This window comes from Pantoea sp. YU22 (genome assembly GCF_003970755.1).
In the GTDB taxonomy this organism is placed as follows: Bacteria; Pseudomonadota; Gammaproteobacteria; order Enterobacterales; family Enterobacteriaceae; genus Pantoea; species Pantoea piersonii.
In genome coordinates this window covers 138896-156880 of the sequence record NZ_RYDU01000003.1, presented here as the reverse complement: position 1 = coordinate 156880, position 17985 = coordinate 138896, and the positions used below count along the sequence as shown (strand labels likewise).

Annotated in this window: 18 protein-coding genes; 6 read left to right on the top strand and 12 right to left on the bottom strand. The window is 61.1% G+C overall.

Annotated elements, in window-relative coordinates; translation table 11 throughout:
- The first annotated feature begins 102 nt into the window (after window positions 1–102).
- From sbcD to EKL29_RS07375, 3 genes are read left to right on the top strand one after another with little or no spacing between them, the layout of a single operon-like run.
- Window positions 103–1302, top strand: coding sequence for an exonuclease subunit SbcD (gene sbcD, locus EKL29_RS07385; RefSeq protein WP_126689247.1), 1200 nt, complete (start codon window positions 103–105; stop codon window positions 1300–1302).
- Window positions 1299–4982 carry an AAA family ATPase gene (locus EKL29_RS07380; protein WP_126689246.1) on the top strand — a complete coding sequence of 1228 codons (3684 nt, stop codon included), beginning with the start codon at window positions 1299–1301 and terminating at the stop codon, window positions 4980–4982. Before sbcD ends, EKL29_RS07380 begins: the two co-directional genes overlap by 4 nt.
- Window positions 4982–5341 (top strand): cell envelope integrity protein TolA, encoded by a 360-nt coding sequence (locus tag EKL29_RS07375; RefSeq protein WP_126689245.1) that lies wholly within the window; start codon window positions 4982–4984, stop codon window positions 5339–5341. The genes EKL29_RS07380 and EKL29_RS07375 overlap by 1 nt, the downstream gene beginning before the upstream one ends.
- Window positions 5342–5359: 18 nt before the next feature.
- Here the strand turns inward: EKL29_RS07375 and mak are convergent, their stop codons facing one another.
- Window positions 5360–6271 (bottom strand): fructokinase, encoded by a 912-nt coding sequence (mak, locus tag EKL29_RS07370; RefSeq protein WP_126689244.1) that lies wholly within the window; start codon window positions 6269–6271, stop codon window positions 5360–5362.
- Window positions 6272–6417: 146 nt separating this feature from the next.
- Here mak and rdgC point away from each other — a divergent pair, with 146 nt between their 5' ends.
- Window positions 6418–7329 carry a recombination-associated protein RdgC gene (rdgC, locus tag EKL29_RS07365; protein ID WP_126689243.1) on the top strand — a complete coding sequence of 304 codons (912 nt, stop codon included), beginning with the start codon at window positions 6418–6420 and terminating at the stop codon, window positions 7327–7329.
- Window positions 7330–7358: 29 nt separating this feature from the next.
- Here the strand turns inward: rdgC and ppnP are convergent, their stop codons facing one another.
- From ppnP to aroL, 7 genes are all read right to left on the bottom strand, one after another.
- Window positions 7359–7649, bottom strand: a complete 291-nt coding sequence (gene ppnP, locus EKL29_RS07360) for a pyrimidine/purine nucleoside phosphorylase (protein WP_081139266.1) — start codon at window positions 7647–7649, stop codon at window positions 7359–7361.
- Window positions 7650–7754: 105 nt separating this feature from the next.
- Complete coding sequence (locus EKL29_RS07355) at window positions 7755–8432, bottom strand: AroM family protein (protein ID WP_120451245.1); 678 nt, start codon at window positions 8430–8432, stop codon at window positions 7755–7757.
- Between the two features lie 2 nt (window positions 8433–8434).
- Entirely contained in the window at window positions 8435–9364 is a 930-nt protein-coding gene (locus tag EKL29_RS07350; protein WP_126689242.1) for a DUF1177 domain-containing protein, read from the bottom strand.
- A gap of 12 nt (window positions 9365–9376) precedes the next feature.
- Window positions 9377–10933 (bottom strand): OPT/YSL family transporter, encoded by a 1557-nt coding sequence (locus tag EKL29_RS07345; protein WP_120451243.1) that lies wholly within the window; start codon window positions 10931–10933, stop codon window positions 9377–9379.
- Between the two features lie 165 nt (window positions 10934–11098).
- Window positions 11099–11860: an IclR family transcriptional regulator gene (locus EKL29_RS07340; protein ID WP_126689241.1), complete on the bottom strand. Its 762-nt coding sequence runs from the start codon at window positions 11858–11860 to the stop codon at window positions 11099–11101.
- 271 nt (window positions 11861–12131) lie between these two features.
- Window positions 12132–12323 carry a YaiA family protein gene (locus EKL29_RS07335; protein WP_120451241.1) on the bottom strand — a complete coding sequence of 64 codons (192 nt, stop codon included), beginning with the start codon at window positions 12321–12323 and terminating at the stop codon, window positions 12132–12134.
- A gap of 123 nt (window positions 12324–12446) precedes the next feature.
- A complete protein-coding gene (gene aroL, locus EKL29_RS07330) occupies window positions 12447–12971 on the bottom strand; it encodes a shikimate kinase AroL (RefSeq protein ID WP_120451240.1) in 525 nt (174 codons plus the stop codon).
- Between the two features lie 280 nt (window positions 12972–13251).
- Here aroL and EKL29_RS07325 point away from each other — a divergent pair, with 280 nt between their 5' ends.
- A complete protein-coding gene (locus EKL29_RS07325) occupies window positions 13252–13980 on the top strand; it encodes a DUF2076 domain-containing protein (RefSeq protein WP_126689240.1) in 729 nt (242 codons plus the stop codon).
- A 2-nt stretch (window positions 13981–13982) separates the two neighbouring features.
- Here the strand turns inward: EKL29_RS07325 and EKL29_RS07320 are convergent, their stop codons facing one another.
- From EKL29_RS07320 to EKL29_RS07310, 3 genes are read right to left on the bottom strand one after another with little or no spacing between them, the layout of a single operon-like run.
- Complete coding sequence (locus EKL29_RS07320; RefSeq protein WP_120451238.1) at window positions 13983–14432, bottom strand: YaiI/YqxD family protein; 450 nt, start codon at window positions 14430–14432, stop codon at window positions 13983–13985.
- Between the two features lie 9 nt (window positions 14433–14441).
- Window positions 14442–14885 carry a DUF421 domain-containing protein gene (locus EKL29_RS07315; protein ID WP_120451237.1) on the bottom strand — a complete coding sequence of 148 codons (444 nt, stop codon included), beginning with the start codon at window positions 14883–14885 and terminating at the stop codon, window positions 14442–14444.
- 9 nt (window positions 14886–14894) lie between these two features.
- Window positions 14895–15404 (bottom strand): hypothetical protein, encoded by a 510-nt coding sequence (locus tag EKL29_RS07310; RefSeq protein WP_126689239.1) that lies wholly within the window; start codon window positions 15402–15404, stop codon window positions 14895–14897.
- 87 nt (window positions 15405–15491) lie between these two features.
- Between EKL29_RS07310 and proC the strand changes: the two genes are divergently transcribed.
- Entirely contained in the window at window positions 15492–16304 is an 813-nt protein-coding gene (gene proC / locus EKL29_RS07305; RefSeq protein ID WP_120451235.1) for a pyrroline-5-carboxylate reductase, read from the top strand.
- Window positions 16305–16344: 40 nt separating this feature from the next.
- Here the strand turns inward: proC and EKL29_RS07300 are convergent, their stop codons facing one another.
- Window positions 16345–17874, bottom strand: a complete 1530-nt coding sequence (locus EKL29_RS07300) for an FAD-dependent oxidoreductase (protein ID WP_126689238.1) — start codon at window positions 17872–17874, stop codon at window positions 16345–16347.
- Window positions 17875–17985: the final 111 nt, after the last annotated feature.

Below are 17985 nucleotides of genomic sequence, written 5' to 3'. Positions count from 1 at the left end.
ATCAGCGCTTTAACACTGCTTTATGACAGCCGGCGCGGCTTTTTTCGCTTTTGCGCCATAGCCGGTATAATCGTCCGGCAAACCGTTACGGCAGGGAGTTTTATGCGCATCATTCACACCGCGGACTGGCACCTCGGTCAGTTTTTCTATAACAAGAGCCGGGCGGCTGAGCACCAGGCTTTTCTGGACTGGCTGCTGGCGCGCATTGAAGAGCATCAGGTCGATGCGCTGATCGTCGCAGGCGATCTCTTTGATAGCGGCACGCCGCCAAGCTACGCGCGTGAACTTTTTAACCGTTTCGTGGTGGCGCTGCAGCCCACCGGCTGCCAGCTGGTGGTGCTGGCGGGCAACCATGACTCGGTCGCCACGCTCAACGAGTCGCGCGCGCTGCTCGCCTGTCTTAATACCCAGGTGATCACCACGCCGCAGGCGGATCATAACCTGCTGCTGCTGCGGGATCGCGCCGGCGAGCCGGGCGCGCTCCTGTGCGCCATTCCCTATCTGCGTCCGCGCGATATTATGCGCAGCCGGCCGGGCCAGTCGGGGCGCGAGAAGCAGCTCAGCCTGCTGGAAGCGATAGCCGCGCATTATCAGCGCAGCGTCGACGCGGCGCGCGCGCATCCGCTGACGCTGCCGGTGATCGCCACCGGCCACCTCACCACCGTCGGCGTCAGCAAAAGCGACTCAGTGCGCGATATCTATATCGGCACGCTCGACGCCTTTCCCGCGTCAGCTTTTCCCGACGTCGATTACGTGGCGCTCGGCCATATCCATCGCGCCCAGCGCGTCGCCAACAGCGATCATATCCGCTACAGCGGCTCGCCTCTACCGCTCAGCTTCGACGAGCTCGGCAGCGAAAAGAGCGTGTTTTTAGTGGAGCTGGGTAACGCAGGCTTACAAAACGTCACAGCGCTGCCGGTACCGCCGTTCCAGCCGATGAAAATGCTGAAAGGCTCGCTGGCGCAGATCGAAGCCCAGCTGGCACCTTTCGCCGCCCATGAAGGCGAGAAGCCGGTATGGCTCGATATTGAGGTCACCACCGAGGAGTTTCTCAGCGATCTGCAGCGCCGCATCGAAGCGCTGACCGCTGAGCTGCCGGTCGAAGTTTTGCTGCTGCGCCGCAGCCGCGAACAGCGTCAGCACAGCCTGGCGCAGCTGAAAAACGAAACCCTGAGCGAGCTAAAGGTAGAAGAGGTCTTCGCCCGCCGCATCGCACTGGCGGAAGATATTGATGAGGCGCGGCAGGCGCGCCTCAGCGACCTGTTCCGTTCCACCCTTGCGTCCCTTGAGGAGAGTGAATGAAGATCCTCACGCTGCGCTTTAAAAACCTTAATGCGCTGAAAGGCGAATGGTTTATCGACTTTCGCGCCGAACCCTTCGCCAGCAACGGCCTGTTCGCCATTACCGGCGCAACAGGCGCAGGCAAAACCACCCTGCTTGACGCCATCTGCCTGGCGCTTTATCACCAGACGCCGCGCCTCGGCGTGCTGTCGCAGACGCAAAACGGGCTGATGACGCGCGACACCGCCGAATGCCTCGCCGAAGTAGAGTTTGAGATCAAAGGCGAAGCCTGGCGCGCCTTCTGGAGCCAGAACCGCGCGCGCGGCGCGGCCGACGGCAAGCTGCAGGCGCCGCGCGTCGAGCTGGCGCGCTGCGTCGACGACAAAATTTTCGCGGATAAGGTAAACGATAAACTAAAGCTGATTGAGTCGCTGTCGGGCCTCGATTTTGAGCGCTTTACCCGCTCGATGATGCTGTCGCAGGGGCAGTTCGCCGCCTTCCTGAATGCGAAGCCCGGCGAGCGCGCCGAACTGCTGGAAGAGCTGACCGGTACCGAAATCTACGGCCAGATCTCCGTCGCCATCTATGAACGTCACAAGGCGGCGCGGCTGGCGCTGGAGAACCTGCGCAGCCGCGCGGGCACCCTGACGCTGCTCGACGCTGACGCGCGCGACGCGCTGCAGCAGCAGCTGGCGACGCTGACCGAAGCGGAGCAGGCGCTTACTCAGCAGAACACGCGCCTGCATCAGCAGCATCAGTGGCTGACCCAGGCAGAGCAGCTGGACAGCGATATTCAGGCCGCGCAGGCGGCGCTGGACGCGGCGGAGCAGGCATGGCTCGGCGCAGAAGCGGATCGCCAGCGCCTGGCGCGCAGCGAACCGGCGGAGAAGCTGCGCGATAAGCTCGTCCAGCGCGACAGCCTGCTGCATGAACAGCAACATCTGCAGCAGACGCAGCAGCAGCTGGCGCAGCAGCGTCAGGCCATCGAACAGCAGACAAAAAGCGACCAGCAGCGCCGTGACGCAGCCCAGGCGGCGCGCGACGCCGCGCTGCGCGAGCAGCAGGCGCAGGAGACGCTGCTGACGGAACAGGTGATCCCGCTCGATCAGCAGATCGCCGCCCTGCTCGCGCAGGCGCAGCAACAGCAGCGGGAAGCTGACCAGCAGCAGCAGGCGCTGACGCAAAGCCAGAAGGCGCTGCAGCAGGAAACGGCGCAGCGGGAGCAGTTACAGGCGGCGCTGACGGAGCAGCAGCAGTGGCGCGCGGATCAGGGCACGCTGCCGCAGTGGGGCCCTTCACTGGCGCTGTGGCAGGAGCGTTTCGCCCAGCTGGCGCAGCGGGAAACCGCGCTGGAATCGCTTCGTGAGCAGCGGCGTCAGCAGCAGCAGACGCTGGCGCAGCGGCAGACGAATATCGCGCAGCTGCAGCAGCAGGCGACGCCGCTGAGCCACGCCGAGCGGCAGGCGGCCGACGCGTTGCAGAGGGCGGAACAGGCGCAGGCCGCGTCAGAGCAGACCCATCCGCCACAGGCGCTGCAGGCCCGTCAGGCGCAGTTTGAGGCGAGCCGCCCGCTGCGCCAGCAGCTGGCGGTGCTGGCCTCGCAGTGGACGCCGCTGCAGCAGCATATCTCCGCGCGTCAGCAGCGCCTCGCCGCGCTGGAAAAGACGCTGCGGCAGGATGACGAGACGCTGCAAACGCTGCGCGCGACCTTTGCACGCGAAAAAGCAGCGCTGGCCGATATCAAAAAAATCTGCGAGCTGGAGCAGCATATCGCCGATCTGGCGGCCTGGCGCGCACGCCTTGAGCCGGAGCAGCCCTGCCCCCTGTGCGGCTCCTGCCAGCACCCGGCGGTGGAGCGCTACGCTGCGCTGGAGCTGAGCGAGAATCAGCGTCGTCTGGCCGATCAGGAACAGCAGGTCGAGGCGCTGCGCGAACAGGGCATCAAAAAAGGCGAGGCCGTTAAGCAGGCGAAAGCCGAACAGCAGCGACTGCAGGAAGAGCTTGCCGCAGAAACCCAGCAGCTGGACGCGCTAAATCAGCAGTGGCAGGCCCTGCAGAGTGAGCTGGCGCTTACATTCGATGCGGGCGACAGCGCCGCACTGGCCGCCTGGCAGCAGCAGCAAAGCAGCGAGGAACAGGCGCTGCAGCAGCTTGTCCGTCAGCAGGAGGCCGCCGCGCGCCAGCGTCAGCAGGCGAAAGATGAGTACCTGCGACATCAACAGGCGCTGCAGCAGCATCAGCAGCAGCTTCAACTGGCCCAGCAAACGCTCACTAACCTGCAGGAGAGCGCCACAGCGCTGGCGCAGCGTCTGGAGCAGGAGGAGCGCGAATGGCGGGAGCGCAGCGACGCGCTGCAGCAGGAACTGGCCGGTGCGGGAGTCGCCCTGCCCGATGCCGCGGCGCGCGACGGCTGGCTGCAACAGCAGCAGCAGCGCTGGCGGCGCTGGACTGAGAGCGAGCAGCGGCTCGCCGAGCTACAACCGCAGCTGGCGCGCGCCGAAGCGCAGTGCGCCAGCCTGCAGCAGCGCGTGGAGAGCGAGCGTCAGCGGCTCGATACCCTGCAACAGCTGCGCGCGCAAACCGAGGCGACGCTGACGCAGCAGCGCGCGGCCCGGCAGGCGCTGTTTGGCGATCGCGACGTCGCTGCGGCGCGGCGACAGGCGCAGGCGCAGCTCCAGCAGCAGGAGGCCGCGCTCTCCGCCGCGCTGGAGGCGCTGCAAAAAACGCAGAGCCAGCTCAGCCAGCTGGCGGGACGCGCGGCGGAACTCGACGCGCAGCAGGCCAAAGTCACTCAGTCGCTGAGCGCGGCGCAGCAGCAGCTCAGTGCCGCGCTGGCCGCCGCCGACTTCAGCGATGAGGCCAGCCTGCGCGCCGCGCTGCTTGATGAAGAGGAGGCGCGCGCGCTGCGAAGCCAGATGCAGCAGCTTGAGCAGCAGCGACACGCCCTGCAGGCCCAGCGGCAGCAGCTGGCGCAGCGTCGGGCGACGCATCAGCAAAGCCAGCCAGAGGAGACGCCGCAGAGCGCCGCCGCGCTGGAGGCGCAGCTTGAGCAGCTGCGTCTGGCGCTGCGCGACAATGCGCGTCAGCAGGGCGAAGCTCAGCAGCAGTTGCAGAGCGATGCGCGCCTGCGCGAACAGCAGCAAAGCCTGATGACCCAGATAGAGGAAGATGAAGCGGCGCTTGAGCAGTGGAGTCAGCTGAATGATTTGATCGGCTCCGCCAGCGGCGATAAGTTCCGCCGCTTCGCGCAGGGACTGACGCTGGATCACCTGGTGGCGCTCGCCAACCGCCAGCTTGATCGGCTGCACGGTCGTTATCTGCTGCAACGCCGCGCCAGCGACGCGCTGGAGCTGGACGTGATCGATACCTGGCAGGCCGACGCCGCGCGCGATACGCGCACCCTTTCCGGCGGCGAAAGTTTTCTGGTCAGCCTCGCGCTGGCGCTGGCGCTTTCAGATTTAGTCAGCGTGAAAACGCGCATAGAATCTTTGTTTCTCGACGAGGGCTTCGGTACGCTGGACGCCGAAACGCTCGACACCGCGCTGGACGCGCTGGATGCGCTCAACGCCAGCGGCAAAACCATCGGCGTTATCAGCCATGTCGAGGCGATGAAAGAGCGCATTCCGGTGCAGATCCGGGTGCGCAAGATTAACGGGCTAGGCTACAGCAAACTGGAGCTGCCCCGCGCTCAGGAGGCGTAATGAAAACAGGCATGGCGCTGCTGCTCGCCAGCGCGCTGCTGGCGGGATGCAGCAGCAAACCGCAAAGCGATCCCGCCTGCGACCGCCACTACTCGGCGGCGCAGTGCAACTATTTACGCGACGTTCAGCAGCAGCTGATGGGCACCTTTAACAGCACCGTCGCGCCGCGCTATCCGGGGCGGACCTGTCTGGTTTCGGCGCACCGCCGCGCCGACGGCGGCTACAGCGTGCTGCGCACCGAAGGCGACGAGGCGCTTTGCCTGCGCGCCTGGCAGCAGGTAAGCAGCGCGCGCAACCTGCCGCTGCCGCCGGTCGGGGTGCCGGAGGACTGGCAGTTCGCCTTCGGCTCGGCGCAGTAACGCGTCACGCTTAACCTTTTAGCGGCTTAGCGGCCACAGCCAGGCCGCGCCGCGCACCCCGCTTGAATCGCCGTGTTTTGCCTTCAGCACCGGCGTTTCGCACTCTCCGCCGAATACCCACTGCTTCATCAGCGTCGGCACGTTCTGATAGAGACGATCGTTATTGCTCATGCCGCCGCCGAGTACAATCACATCTGGATCCAGCAGGTTTACTACCTGCGCCAGCGACTTCGCCAGCCGGGTTTCGTAGCGCCGCATCGCCTGCTCGGCGATCGGATCCTGCTGCGCGATCAGCCTGACGATCTCCGCGCCCCGCAGCGGCTGTCCGCTCAGTCGCCGGTAATCGGTGGCGAATCCGGTGCCGGAGACAAAGGTCTCGATACAGCCCTTCTGCCCGCAGTAGCACGGCACTTCCTCGCGGTAGCGCAGCTCCTCTTCGTCCATCCACGGCAGCGGGTTGTGGCCCCACTCGCCCGCGTTGCCGTTGCCGCCGATGCGTGCCTCACCGCCGATCGCCACGCCCGCGCCCGATCCGGTGCCGATGATCACCGCAAACACCAGCGGCTGGCCCGCGCCCGCGCCGTCCACCGCCTCGGAAACCGCCAGACAGTTGGCGTCATTGGCGATGCGCACCTCACGCTGCAGCGCCAGCGCCAGATCGCGATCCAGCGGCTGGCCGTTGAGCCAGGTGGAGTTGGCGTTTTTCACAAGGTGCGTGTATGGCGAAATCGTGCCGGGAATGCCGACGCCGACGCTGCCGGTCTGGCCGGTCTTCGCTTCGGCGAGATGCACCAGGTCGGCAATTGCCTTTACCGTGGCGGCGTAGTCGTCGCGCGGCGTATCCACGCGGTGGCGAAACAGCTCAATTCCCTCGTCAGACAGGGCGATCACTTCAACTTTGGTGCCGCCCAAATCAATACCTATACGCACGTGTTATTCCTCATTCCTGGTCAGGGTGAGAGATACATTAGGAGCGGCGTCGGGGAAAGGCAATGAAACCGCTCCGATGTTTCGCTATCATGCGCGCTGACCTCTCGACTTGTGCGCCAGATCGCGCGCCCCGGTAAGGAATTGTGATGTTGTGGTTTAAAAATATGATGGTTTATCATCTCAATCGGGACATTCCCCTCTCGGCAGACGATATGGAAAAGCAGCTTGAGGCGTACACGTTCTCGCCCTGCGGCAGTCAGGATATGAGTAAAACCGGCTGGGTGTCGCCGATGGGTAACCGCAGCGATGCGCTGACCCATGTGAACAACGGCCAGATTGTGATCTGCGCCCGTAAAGAGGAAAAAATCCTGCCGTCGCCGGTAGTGAAACAGGCGCTGGAGGCGAAGATCAGCAAGCTGGAGGCGGAGCAGAGCCGCAAGCTGAAGAAGACCGAAAAAGATTCTCTGAAAGATGAAGTGCTGCACAGCCTGCTGCCGCGCGCCTTCAGCCGTTTCAGCCAGACCTTTCTCTGGATCGACACCGTTAACAACCTGATTATGGTCGACTGCGCCAGCGCGAAAAAAGCGGAAGATACGCTGGCGCTGCTGCGTAAGAGCCTGGGTTCCCTGCCGGTGGTGCCGCTGACCCTAGAAAAACCTATTGAGCTGACGCTCACTGAGTGGGTGCGCTCCGGCGACCTGCCCGCTGGTTTCGCCCTGATGGACGAAGCAGAGCTGAAGGCGCTGCTGGAAGATGGCGGCGTGATCCGCTGCAAAAAGCAGGATCTGGTGTGCGATGAGATCGCCAACCATATCGAAGCGGGCAAAATGGTAACCAAACTGGCGCTCGACTGGCAGGAGCGCATTCAGTTCGTACTGGCGGATGACGGTTCGGTGAAGCGCCTGAAATTCAGCGACACGCTGCGCGAGCAGAATGACGATATCGACCGCGAAGATTTCGCTCAGCGTTTCGACGCTGATTTTATCCTGATGACCAGCGAGCTCGCCGCGCTCACCAGCAATCTGGTGGAAGCGCTGGGCGGCGAAGCGCAACGCTAAAAAGAAAGGGCCGCGTTGCGGCCCTTTTTTTAGTCTTTCAGATAGCGGCAGAGATAGGAGCTCGGCTCGCCCACCTGCAGATGAAACTCGCTGTGGCCCGGCACGTTGAATACCGAACCTGCTTCAAACCATTGCCACTCGGTCTCGCCCGGCAGCAGTACCTTCAGCGATCCGCTCACCACCGTCATCTCTTCCGGTTGCGCCGTGCCAAAGGTGTATTCCCCTTCCGCCATCACGCCAACGCTGGCACGACCGGTGCTCGCACTGTCGAAACCAATAGATTTCACTTTTCCGTCAAAATACTCACTTACATTGAGCATGTTACTTCCTCACAGCACATTAAGGTGTCTGGCAGTGTAGAGCGGAACTCGCTGATCTGTCACGCGAATTGCAGCTTCGCCTCTGGGTTTGTGATCGCGCGGGGATTAGACGATAAGCTCCGCGGCGAGTTTAGCCACCAGCACGTTAGAGAGCAGCACCGGAATGCCGAGCAGCTTCTGCAAAAAGTCGCGATGCGTCTGGTTATAGCCGATGCAGTCGAGCACCACGACATCCGCGCCCTGCTCCTGCAGCGAGAGCGCGGCATCGGTGAGCTTCTCATTATCAGGGATGTAGGGGCTGGCGACGGCGAAACAGGGGCGATGCTTCAGATTGCGCCATTTATTCGCCTGCTGTTGGATCTGCTCCTCCACCGGCACCACGATGCCGACCTGATGGTCCTGCACAATAGCGGAAACCAGCGGCGGGATAATGCGGTCGGGCTCCAGCAGCAGTGCGCTTTGAGTCTTCAGCGCGCCGAACTCGCCGGTGCAGAGCAGCAGGATCGTGTCGTAGCCCTCCGCTTCCAGCGCGTCGATTTTCGCCTGCAGTCCCTGCTCTACCTTCGCCGTGGCCAGCCGCGCCTGCGCGCCGTTCTGCAAACGCGATACCAGCACGCCGTCATGCTCGTCAGGCGCGAAGCGCGCGGCGATCTCCGCCTCGCTCAGCCCGTCCAGCAGGCCGACATGGTCGGTATGCTCGCTCGGTAAAAACTCTGTCAGCAGCGGCATGATATCGCTGCGCGGCGACTGACCAATGGTCAGCGTAACCAGGGATTTCGTCATCGTTAGTCTCGTTTACGCAGGTGGCTCAAACTACCATACAACGCCAGCAAACGGCTATATTCGTCCGCGTCGTAGAAATGGCAGGTCTCACGGCCAAATTCCTTCGCCACTTCCACCGCAAACTTCGCCGCCGCCGCGATATCCACTTCATGGCTCGCGCCGGTGCCGCAGCCCGGTACTACCGACTCGGCGGTGATCGCCACGCCCACGACCGGCACATCGGTCGCGGTAGAGGGTTGCAGAATGCTGTTCAGGTGATAAATGCCGTTGCCGTAAGGAGTAATGTCCTGGGTGGTAATCGGGAAGGTCACCGCGGGACGGCCGGTGGTCATCTCCATAATGCGCAGCAGATCGTCCGACACGCGCAGGACATAACCCTCTTTTACCGTAGGCGAAAGCGCGAACCCTTTGTGATTGATAATGCGGTTGCCTTTGGTGGTATCAATCGACAGGATGGCGTCTACCTCCTGCACCACTTCATTATCGTTCATGGTGACATCGTCGATAGGCGAATCCATAAAATCCACCGGCTCGTGCGGACGTGTCGGCGCATCCGGGCAGATATGAGTGGTAACAATGACGTCGCCCGCCAGCACGTCGCCTTTGGTCTGCATCAGCGCCAGCTTTAGCGCGCTGGTCACCGCCGCGACGGCGCCATCGGCGTCAGAAACCATACCGATACGCGTCGGGCGCGCGCCGATGCCGCCAAGACGGCCGATAATACCCAGCGTCGGCGCGCTGCCGCCGCTGGCTTTGCCCTGCGCGCCTGGAATGTCGATGCGAACGAAATCGGTGCGCCCTTTCGGCCCGCTGACGCGTTTATAGCTGGCCTTAACGCCGGGAAAGGCGCTGAAGAGATCCACCACCTGCTGACCATCAACGAAAGCGCTGTCGAATAACTCAAAGACCTGTAATGTCTGATGCAGACTCATGGGATTCCTTAATTATTTTTTTCCGCTGGCAAACAGCGAGTTAAAGAAGCTGTAGAGAGCGTCGCCGGCGATAAAGCCTGCCGCCATCACCTCCATCGGCGAGCGGCCGCGTTCGCCCCATACGCGAATAATGACGATGCGCAGCGCAATACCCACCACAACCGCCCAGCCGGCCATCGCGTTATTGATCAGCAAGCCGGTGGCGAGCAGTACGCCGAGCTGGCGCTTAGGCCCGCCGATCAGCTGAATAATGGCGCCTGGAATCGCCCACATCAGCAGGCTGCCGGCGATACCGGGCTCGGCGCCCGCCTGGATGGTTTTAGCGTAGACGCGCGCAACGGGCGGCAGCAGGTTTTCCGCAAAGAACAGGTTGTGCGCGTACCAGACGACGGGAATCGAGACAAGAAAGGCGATCATGGCGGCGATCAGCTGAATGCGGCGCCCCCACAGCTCCTGCTGCAGATCCGCGCCGTTGCCGCGCAGAATAAAGCCTGCTTTAAGGTCATAGCCCATATCGGCGAAGGCGGGTCCGGTCGCCGCGGTGAAGCCGCACAGCAGGCAGAGCGCCAGTGGCGGAAAGCCAAGCAGAATGCCGACGATCAGCGTAATGAGCGCCACGGCGAACGCCGGGAACCAGCCGGAGTGCATCGCGGCGATGCCGACGATCAGCTCATGCACAAAAGCGGCGAAGGCGGCGTAAAACACAAACAGCAGCAGCATCGGGATGCTCATCTCGCTCCACAGCCCGCCTGCCAGCGCCAGCAGCGCCGAAATGATTAAATAGCCCGCGCCGCCGAGGCCAAGCGCGCGCCTGACCTCATTACCGCCGCGACTCACTTTCTGCTCGTCGTTGCGGCGGCTGCGAATCACCATAACGACCTGAATCAGCGCCACCAGCCCTGCGCCGACCATCACGCCGTGTGGCAGGTAGAGCGCGTTGATATCGATGCCGGCAACCGGTTGCGCATAAGCGCGCACCAGAAAGCCCAGCCCGAGCATACCGAGCGCCCAGATGTTACCGATAAAAGCGGTGCCGAAAGCGGACATCGGGATCTTGAGCATCGAGCCAACGATACCGCCGACGATGCCCGCCACGAGCAGCCAGGCCTGACGACCGCCTCTGTCGCCCGCTTTGATCGCCTCTGCCGCGGCCACGCCCGGCGGCCAGGCGTTGCTGGCAGGAAACACGCGGGTATCGAACAGACGATAGAGCAGGTAAGCGTCCAGCAGCATCGCCGCGCTGACGCCGCAAAACATTGGCAATACCAGCTGCGGCTGGCCCAGCGCCCAGGGTACGGCGATCGGCATTAATAAGCTGTTCGCCGCGCCGAAAGTGGCGGAAGAAATAGCGGTTTGAGCGAGGTTCTGAATTTCAATCGAGCGGTAGCGGCGAAATGCCTGCAGCGGAATACGCGCCAGCAGCATGGCGAATAACGCGCCGATAATAGAGGTATTCGGCGTTACGCCGATGGTGGTAATAAGCTGCACGCCGATAATCGCGCCCGCAACCGACAAGGCGATTAATACTATCGCCACGCCAGCCTGTTTTACTGGATTAACCTTCTCCATATTGTCCCCGTCAGGAATGCCGGTAGAAATGAATGGACGCTTCGCGAGCCTGAATCAGGCTCGCTTACGTCGTTTTTTTATTTCGTCCGTGAGTGTGAATAAACAGGCCCGAAGGCCTGGCGTTTTCCCGGTGTGGCGAAAGTATTGCGCCGATAAAAAATGAATTCAGAGTGGCGTTGCGCCATATTTCTCGGCCAGGTCACTGGCCGTTATGCGTAATTCTTCCAGCAGCGCAGGCGGATAACCTGTCGCATTTTCTTGCGATAAAAATGAAAGGCAAAGCGCCACCGTATCGCCGTGATATTTATTATGCAGCGCGACGGAGATCGAACTGATGCCGGGCAATGTTTCGTTGCGCGCCAGCGACCAGTTCTGGCGGCGGATCTCCGCCAGCTGCGCGCAAAGCGCATCCAGCGTTTGCGGCGAATTGGGCGGCAGTGTCTGCCAGGCATCGTGGTAGCGCTGGCGCACCTCATCTTCGCTCAACTGCGCCAGCAGCACGCGGCCGGTTGAGGTCGCGGCCGCCAGCATGCGGCTTCCTGGCGGCGTCACCAGCTGGGTGAAGTGACGTCCGTGAAACATACGCATCACCACCAGATCGCGCCCGTCGAGGCGCGAGATATAGCCAATACTGCCGGTTTTATCCGCCAGCCGCGCCATCGCGGGCGAGGCGCTGTCCACCAGCGGCGCGGAGAGATAGTGCCCGGCAACCGACAGCAGCACGCGACCAATATGAAAACAACGGCTGTCCGCATCCCGCTCCAGCATTCCCTGACTTTCCATCGTGGCAAGCAGTCGCGATACGGTGCTTTTCGGCAGCCGCAGCGCTTCCACGACATCGGTAAACGTCAGCCCGGGGTTCCCCTGCGATACCCCTTTTTGCTGAAACAGCTTAAGTACCGCGGCAGCGTTTTCGAGTGTGGTCATATTGCGAGTTTCACTATATGGAACTGAGTTCCTGTATCGATGCCCTAAAACTAAAACGCGACGGAATAAGGGTCAAGCGACAATTTTGACCAGTGGAAATATGGCGCAGTCAAATAACAGGGTGAGAGGCAAAGGAGAATGATTTTATAGGGCAGTTAAGAGAAATAGCAGAATGGATGGGATATTTACTGCTCAGATGCAGGGAATAACAGCAAATGCAGACGCAGGATAAATAACAATGAAGGCTGGCGTCCCTGCCAGAGAGATTGCCCTATTCTTTTTCCACATCCTCATAACGGACTTTGGCATCCTGCGCTTCAGCTTCCGTAGTATGTTCGCTAATTAAAGTATTGGGCGATGGATGATCGGCACGTAACTCCCATGACTTTACGGTGCTACCCGGCGGTCCCTTCTCAACGGTGACGACGCGGGCTTCGCGTGGATAAGGTGGTCTGGTTGGCATATTCAATCCCTCCTGGCTGATCGTATTCCACACGACGAGACAATTCCCGTCAGAGAATCAGTATAGCCAGGCTACGCTACCCAGGCGGGAAAGCGGGAAGAATCTGAGGGAAAAGCGTAACAATTAGCTGGCACGCGCCAGCGACAGCGACTGGAGAATATCGTCAATAACCCGATCGGGGGCCTGCATGGCGTTGACTTCATGATGTGCGGCGTCGCGATAAAGGTGCGCGCGCTCGCGCAAAATATCGCCCATCTCTTCGGCAATGGGACGGCCGGTCAGCGTGGGTCGCTGCGCCGCTTCCGGCTGGCTCTCCAGCCGCTGCGCCAGAATATGCGACGGCGCGCTGAGCCAGATCACCCGCCCCTGCTCGCGCATAAAGCGACGATTATGCTCCGCCAGCACCATGCCACCGCCGGTGGCGATAACGGTCGCTGGCGCGGTAACTGCCTTCAGCGACTCGGTTTCTCGCGCACGAAAGCCTTCCCAACCCTCTTGCGCCACAATCTGCGCGACGCTGCGCTGCGTGCTGAGCTGAAGATGATGGTCGGTATCGCGAAAGGCGTAGCCCAGCGCGCGTGATAAGGCCTCGCCCACCGTGGTTTTGCCGCAGCCGCGCGCGCCGATCAGATAAATGGGTAAAGACATCGGGCAGTTCCTCCGCCGTTGCAGGCCGTATAACGCGGCGTATCGCTTAATAATGCGACGCATAATAACTGGAAACCGCTATAGCCTCCACCCGTGAAGCAGGAATTGCGCATCCTTTTATCAATTTCACAAAGATTTCATTAAAATTTAGCGGGTTAACCATGCGTATTTCGTGCAGATCGGGGAAGATCAAGCGGCGGCAACATTTGCTTACCTGGCGGATTTTACTTTGTCGCATCCCGCCCCCATATACTTATTAAGTCGTAACAGGAGAGCCCTCATGTATAGCCAGGAACACCAATTGATTGAAGGTCTGTTCAGCCGACTGAAACAGGCCGAGAGCCAGACCGGCCCCCGCGACGCGGCGGCGGAACAGCTGATTAAAGAACATCTGCAGCAGCAGCCCGGCGCGCCCTACTATATGGCGCAGGCGATCCTGATCCAGGAAGCTGCGATGAAGAAACTCAACGATCGCATTACCGAGCTGGAGAACCGCCTGGCGCAACAGCAACAGCAACAGCAACAGCCGCAGCACCAGAGCAGCGGTGGTTTTCTGTCGAGCCTGTTCGGCGGTTCGCGGCAACAGCCCTCTGCGCCGCAGCAGCAACAGCCCGCGTGGAACAACGCGCCGCAGCAACAGCAGCAGCCTGCATGGAACAACGCGCAGCAGCCGCCGCAGTATAACAACGCCCCGGCCGCTCCGGCGCGCGGCACCGGTTTTCTCGGCGGCGCGCTGCAAACAGCGGTCGGCGTCGCAGGCGGCGTAGTGGCAGCGAATATGCTGACCAGCCTGTTCCATCACTCGCAGCCGGAAGAGATCGTCAATATTATCAACGAACCGCCATTGCCGCAGGTGGATGAGAATCTCGACACCTTTAACAGCGGCGGAAATGGTTTCCTCGACCAGAATAACGGCTGGGATAACAACTACGCGGACAATAACGACTTCAACGATGTCGGCAACGACAGCTTTGACGACTTTAACGACGACGACGACAGTTTCGTCTGACGTTAACGCTGGCGCTGCGTAAGCCAGCTGTCGAGCGCATTAGCGAACTGCTGGCGGTCTCGCGGACTCATGGCCGCCGGACCGCCTGTTTGCACGCCGCTGGCGCGCATCGTATCCATAAAGTCGCGCATGGTTAGCTTTTCGCGGATAGTGGCGTGAGAATAGCGCTCGCCGCGCGGATTGAGCGCCTCGCCCCCTTTTTCCAGCACTTCCGCCGCCAGCGGGATATCGGCGGTTATCACCAGATCGCCTTTCTCCACCCGCTTTACGATCTCATTATCCGCTACGTCAAAGCCGGCGGGCACGCGCAGCGTTTTTAGCCAGGGCGACGGCGGAACGCGCAGCGACTGATTGGCGACAAAGGTCACCTGCGTTTTGGTACGGTCCGCCGCGCGGTAGAGCACCTCTTTAATGACGTTGGGGCAGGCGTCGGCATCAACCCAGATAACCATCTTCTTTCCTTACTCTTTGGGAATAATGGAGATCTTGCCGGTCTTCTCCAGAATGGCAAACTTTATTTGGTCCAGTCGCTCCAGCCCCTGCGAGCTGCGCGCGCTTTGCAGAATATCCTCTTCGTCTACGCCCGCGCGTTTCGCCCGCTGGCGCAGCAGTTTGCCCTCCTCCACCAGAATCAGCGAGGAGCCGTCGATCAGCCGCTCGACGCGCGGAAAGCGGGTTTTCATGGTGCCGAACAAAATATCGATGACAATAAGCGTCACGATAGTCAGTCCAGCGCCGGTGACGGAAAAATCATCCCCGAGCAGCGCCTGCTGCGTCGCCTCGCTGATGATCAGCAGCAGAATCAGGTCGAACGAGGTCATCTCCATTAGCGTGCGCCGTCCGGCGATTTTAAAAACCACCATTAACAGCAGGTACATGCTGGCTGCGCGCAAAACCGTTTCCATGTGGGTCTCCTAAGGATAAACAAACTGACTAAACTGCACGTCTGACGTCTCGTCCAGCGTGACAGTCAAACGATAGTGGCCAAAGTCCTGCGCCTGCGTGCCGATCCAGACCGTGGCGTCCTGCTGATCGGCGCGCCGCTTCCAGCGCAGCACCAGACTATCACCGGTGCTCCAGGCGTCGTCCGGCTGCGGCTGGAGCGTCTGCAGCTGAATATCGTCCAGCTGCGGACCGCGTAGTCGGACCTGGTAATAGTCGCCGCGCAGCTGCTTTAAGCGCAGCGTCATATCCATGTTGCTTTCCCGCCGCCCGAAGCGTTCATAATCCACGCTCAGCCGTTTATCCGCGCTGCTGACGCTCTGATTGCTCAGCCATCCTTTTGAAAAAAGACCTGCCGCGCCGGCAAAGACGATCAGCAGCAACAGCACGAAACCCGCATGCTGGATCCGCCAGTCAATACGTTGCCACGGCATATTCTCTTTAACCGGGTAGTGCCGACTTTCATTTTCATTATCTGCCATGCAGTGTTCTCCTTGCTGACTTGTTATTAATCCTGGCTGAAGTAAGCTAACACGTTAAGATTTTCGAACTTTCTTAAGGATACGGCGATGCTGGAGAAGAAAATTGGGTTTATCGGCGGCGGCAATATGGCTAAAGCCATTATCGGCGGTCTGGTGAAAAGCGGCCAGGTTGCGCCGTCGAATATCTGGGTTTTTGACCGCAAAGCGGAGACTAACCAGGCGCTGGCGCGCGAGCACGGTATCCATGCCGCAGAGAGCGCCGAGGCGCTGGCGCGCGAGGTGGATATTCTGTTCGGCGCGGTAAAACCCAATGTCATTCTGAAGGTGCTGAAAGATCTGGCGAACCAGCTGAAAAAAGAGGCGCTGGTGGTCTCTATCGCGGCGGGCGTAACGCTCGACTCGCTGGCGACGGTGCTGGGTCACGATCGCAAGATCGTCCGCGTGATGCCAAATACGCCAGCGCTGGTCAACGAAGGCATGACCTCCGTCACCCCTAACGTGCTGGTTGAGCAGGCGGAGATCGACGAAGTGGTGTCGATTTTTGAGAGCTTCGGCAAAGCGGCTGTGGTCAGCGAGTATCTGATCCACTCGGTAGTCGGCGTCAGCGGCTCCGCGCCGGCTTACGTATTTATGTTTATCGAGGCGATGGCGGATGCCGCCGTGCTCGGCGGCATGCCGCGCGCCCAGGCCTACCAGTTCGCTGCGCAGGCGGTAAAAGGCTCGGCGCAGATGGTGCTGGAGACGGGCAAACACCCAGCCGAGCTGAAGGATATGGTCTGCTCGCCTGGCGGCACCACTATCGAAGCGGTGAAGGTGCTGGAAGAGAAAGGTTTTCGCGCCGCCGTGATGGAGGCGATGCAGCAGTGCATGGCGAAGTCTGAAGCGCTAAGCAAAAAATAGTATGCCGGGCGGAGCCGCAAACCGGCTCCGCCCGCTGTCGCTACGCCTGCTGTCGGCTTTCCACTGCCGCCAGCGCCTGCCCCATCGTCATCGGCTGCTGCATCTCCAGCACCAGCGCCGCCGTCAGCGTATACATGCCGCAGGAGAAGACCGCCGCCAGCTTGCCCTGCTGACCATAGAGCGCAATGAATTTTTTCTCCTCCAGCGAGCCGATCAAACGGTACTCATCCCACTCTTGCGCATGGCCGAGATACTCGTAGCGCGTGCCGAAGTGCGTGGTCCAGAAAAAGGGCACGCGATCGTACATAACGCGCTTGTCCAGCATGTTAAAAGCGGCGATGCGTCCCTGCTGATGCGCGACGCGATAGTGCTCGATGCGCAGCGGCCCCTGCGGCGTCAGATAGCTGGCGATATCCCCCGCCACCCAGACGTTCTCCGTGACGCGTAGCTGGCTGTCGGCAAGCAGGCTGCCATCCTCTCGCAGCGGCAGATCGTGAATAAAACCAGTAGCGGGCCGGATGCCGGTCGCCAGCAGCACCACGTCCGCTTTGATGCGTTGGCCATCCTGCATACGCAGCCCGGTCACGTGATGTTCTCCCTCCAGCTCCGCCGGATCGCCATCCACAAAGTGAACGCCGTTGCTGCCGTGCAGATCGCGGAAATAGCGCCCGACCTGCTCGCCGAACTGGCGTGCAAACGGCAGTGGATGCCGCGCCACCACGCTGACCTCGATATCGCGATTGCGCAGCGCCGACGCCATCTCCATGCCGATAAAGCTGTTGCCGATAATTACCAGCTGCTGGCTCTGATCGACCTCTTGCAGCAGCGCGTCGGCCTGATCCCGTGAACGCAGCAGATGCACGCCCGCCAGATCGCTGCCTGGCAGGTCGGGACGCTGCGGCACGCCGCCGGAAGCGATAAGCAGCTTGTCGTAAAAGAGCGACGCGCCGTCAGCGAAGTGGATACGCTGTTCACGCGTGTCGAGACGCGACACCTCGCCCTGCACGCGATCCACATGCTGCAAAATGTCCTCTTTTAAAATACGCGGCACATCCTTGATATCCATCTTGCCGGAGGGAACGAATTTCGTCAGCGCCGTGCGGTCGTAAGGCGCATCCGGCTCACGCTCCACCAGCACCACCTTGCCTTTAAAACCTTCGCGGCGCAGCGTCCAGATTGCCGCACTGCCCGCCGCGCCGCCGCCGAGGACGGCATACACCGGCGCGTCACCGCCGCTGCCGATGGGCGTCGCCGATGACATGGCTTTAGGATTGACCTGCACAATGCCCTTCTCGACGCGAAGCGGAAACTGTTTGAGATCGGCCAGCGCCAGCGGCTCGCACATATGGCCATCTTCCAGCGCAAACACGGCTTTATGCCAGGGGCAGATCAGCTTATCGCCGCAGATAGCGCCCTGCTCAAGCGGCGCGCCCGCATGAGGGCATTTGGCCTGATAAGCGCGCACCTTCTCTCCGTCGCGCACCAGCAGGATGTCGGTATCGGCAATTTTCGTTTTGGTCGGCTGGCGCTCAGGCAGATCCTTTAAGGCGATGACGGGCTGGTAATTCATGACATGGCTCCTTCTTTGTCGTTATTGATAAATGCGCCGCTTGCGGGTGCGGCTAATCCCCTACAAAAAGTAAGTGTGGTAAAGGAAAGCGGGAGCCTGAGTCTGAAAATA